The 3,299-nt window shown below is 78.4% G+C and carries 1 protein-coding gene and 1 pseudogene; both read right to left on the reverse strand.

Features of this window, described 5'->3' with window-relative positions:
* Nucleotides 1-796 (reverse strand): annotated as a pseudogene (locus PSR1_RS22495) (hypothetical protein); the annotation flags it as partial.
* A partial coding sequence (locus PSR1_RS22500) for a DUF3857 domain-containing protein (RefSeq protein WP_059439544.1) occupies nt 793-3,299 on the reverse strand: 2,507 nt, incomplete at its 5' end. The pseudogene PSR1_RS22495 and the gene PSR1_RS22500, both read right to left, overlap by 4 nt.

The raw sequence follows: 3,299 nt of genomic DNA on the forward strand, positions 1-3,299 counted from the left end.
CGACGAGGCGGGCCGAGAGCTGCGTCCCGAGCGTCACGAGATAGCGGCCGCCGCGGGCCAGGTCCACGTCGGCGGCGAGCGCGAACACGTCGCCGGCCGCCGGCTCGCCGTCGAGCGCGACCGTGCCGTCGGGCGCGGGGAGCGCGCGGGTCGGCACCGCGGGCCCGCCGGCGCGCCCCGGCACCGAGGCCGGCAGCTCGCCGCGATCGGGCGGGATGGGCGCGCCGAAGTCGAGCGCGTGGTGCGCGGCGAACGGCCCGGCGATGGACCAGGCCGAGACCGCGCCGTTCTCGCGGCGGGCCTGGGCGGCGGCCTCGTGATCGCCGAGCACCTCCGCCGCGGTCACCCGCGCCACCCGCGCCCGGTAGGCGGCGAGCCCGCGCAGGCGGCCCCCCGCCCCGAGGCGCAGGACGCCCGCGTCCACCTGGGCCGCGAGCGCCGGGCCCCGCTCGGCCAGCTCGGCGAGCCTGCGCAGCGCGACGAGCGCGATGGGCTCGTCCGGCCCCGCCTCCACGGTCGCGAGCAGCCGCTGCGCCTCCGCCTCGCCGTCGAGCGCGCGCCGCGCGAGCAGCGACGCGCCGAAGCGCGCCCACGGGTCGCGGACCCGCGAGGCCGGCCCGAGCCGCGCCTCCGCGCGGGCGACGTCGTTCTGCTCCAGCGCGGCCAGCCCTTCGCGCGTGGCGCGCCCGGGCTCGGCCTGCTCGGCGCGCGGGCCGGCGCAGGCGAGCGCGAGCGCCGCCAGGCCGGCGGCGACCCCGGGGACCCTCGGCGACGCCCGGCGCGCGGCGCGGCTCATCGGGTGGCCTCCCCGGCAGGCTCGATGCGCACCTTGCGCGCGAAGGCCCGGTCGATGCGCCCGGTCAGCTCGCGGAACGCGGGGTAGTCGCGGGCCGGGACGCGCCCCTTCTCCAGCCGCACGCGCGCCTCCGCGACCAGCGCCGCGCCGTCGCGGCGGTAGCGGACCTCGAAGCTGGCGTAGGGGCTCCGGGCGGCGTCGCCGTCGGGCAGCTCGGCGATCCGCCAGCCGGCCGGCAGCGTGTGCCGGTAGGTGAACACCGTCTCGCTGGGGCTGCCCAGGTCGAGGTCGTGCCGGCGCGAGGAGAGCGCGGCCCAGCTCTCGCCCCAGCCGCGCGTGGCCCCGAACGGCGAGAAGCGCAGGCCGGCGCCGTCGGGCCGGGCGAAGCGGGGGACCTCCAGCGTGAACTGCATGGTGACGTCGTCCTCGAGGCGGGTGAGGTCGGAGGCCGTCACCGAGGCGACGCGCACGCCGGGGAAGCTGCGGTTGAAGGACTGCTCGAGCTGCGCGCGCCGCTGCTCCTCCACCAGGTAGGCGCGGCGGTAGGTGGGCGCATCGGCGCCGCTGACGCGCCAGGCGCCGCGGACCGAGGCCGAGCCGTCGGCGGCGAGCGCCACGTCGAAGCGCGTCTCGCCGCGGTTCTGCTCGGGGAGCGCCTCCGGCACCGTCGTGAAGCGCGGCTTGCCGTCCGGGTTCACCACCAGCACCGTGGCGCCGCGGTCCTCGCCGGGCAGGTCGCCCGAGCCGGAGTAGGCGGCCGTGCCGTCCAGCCACAGGTCGAGCGCCGGCACGTACACGATGGCGTGGTTGAACACCGCGAGGGAGGCGGGCGCCTCGGGGAGCCGGCCCAGCCGGCGCATGCGCAGGAGCACCAGGCGCGCGTCGATCCCGATCGACTCCAGCATGGCGCGCAGCAGGCTCGCCTTGTCCTTGCAGTCGCCGAAGCGGCGCTGCAGCACCTGGTCCACCCGGTACGGCTTGTAGCCGTGGATCCCGAACTCCAGCCCCACGTAGCGGGTCTGCGAGACCACGAAGTCGTAGACGGCGCGGGTGAGCGCGCGCTGCGTCTCGAGGTCCCAGCCGCCGGGCGGCGGCAGCGTGCTCGCCGCGGCCTGCGCCCGCGCCACGCGCGTGCCGTCGGCGCGCCGGGCCCGGAGCACCTCGGCCGCGATCCGCTCCGCCTCGGCCCGCACCTCGGCGGTGGGGCGCACCGCGTCCTTCACCAGCCCCCAGTAGAAGCGGGCCACCTGGTCCCAGCTCGCGTAGGTGGAGACGTGGACGTGGCGCGACACCTCGCTCCAGCCCGGCATGCCGGGCTCGGGCACGACGCGGGGCAGGTCGCGCGCGGACCAGCGGTGCTCCACCACGTCGCCGGGCAGCGTGCGCTGCGCGTGCGCGATCCCGGCGGGCGCGCTGGCGTGGATGGCGCGCGCCGCCGGGACGAGCAGCACGTACTCGAAGCGCGCCTTGCGGGTGGTGTCGTCCACGAAGGTGAGGTCGCCGAAGTAGTCGGAGAGCAGGTTCTCCCCGGCCACGTCCTCGAGGCGCCAGGCCACCTCCAGCACGTCGCCGGGCGCGAGCGCCGGGAACGAGAGCGTGCGGGCGGTGGTGTCGTAGTAGAGCCGGTACCAGGGCTCGCTCGCGCTCCGCTCGGACTCGTCGTGCGCCTCGATCACCGTCCCGTCCGGCTTCAGGATGCGCGCGCGCTCCACGCGCACCTCCTGCCGGTCCGGCGCCCAGGACACGGTCTGCCGGCGCGCCTGGTCGGCGCCGCGGGGCGTCAGCACCTTCACCACGGACTGCGTGTACGTGGAGGAGAGGCCCGAGGGCAGCACCCGGGTGACCTTCAGCTCGCCCAGCACCAGCGCGTCCTCGTCCGGCTCGGCCGCGGGGGCGGCCGCGGCCAGCTCGCGCGCGTCGAGCAGGTAGGGGCGCTCGAACGGCTCGCGCGCCGGCTCGAGGCTGCGCACCAGGAGCTTCAGCTCCGGGCTCTGCGGCCGCAGCTCCAGCGCGCGCTGCAGGTCGGCCTGCGCGTCCTTCACCCGTCCCTGCGAGAGGCGCGCGCGGCCGCGCCGCTCCCACGCGTCCGGCTCGTCCGGCGCGAGCGCGAGCGCCGCGGCGTAGGCGCGGTCGGCCTCCTCGCCGCGCCCGTTCGCCGCGAGCAGGTCGGCGAGCCGCAGCCGCTGGTACACGTCGGAGGGATCGAGCCGCAGCGCCTCCTCGAGCAGCGCCTGCGCGCCGGCCACGTCGCCGCGGTCGGCCAGGATCTGCGCCAGCGCGGCGCGCGTCTGCGCGTCGTCGAACCGGAGCGCCACAAGCGTGCGGCTGCGCGCGGCCGCCTCCTCGGTGCGCCCCAGGCGCCGCGCGGACCGGGCCGCGGCCCGCACGGCGGAGGGCACGGTCGCGAACGCGGCCGCGGTCGCCTGCGCGAGCAGCGCGCCGCGCGCCTCCAGCCCGGCGCGGGAGAGCGCGTCGGCGAGCTCCACCCGCGGCGCCGCCCACC

The sequence above is a fragment of the Anaeromyxobacter sp. PSR-1 genome (genome assembly GCF_000964525.1).
Taxonomy (GTDB): domain Bacteria; phylum Myxococcota; class Myxococcia; order Myxococcales; family Anaeromyxobacteraceae; genus Anaeromyxobacter.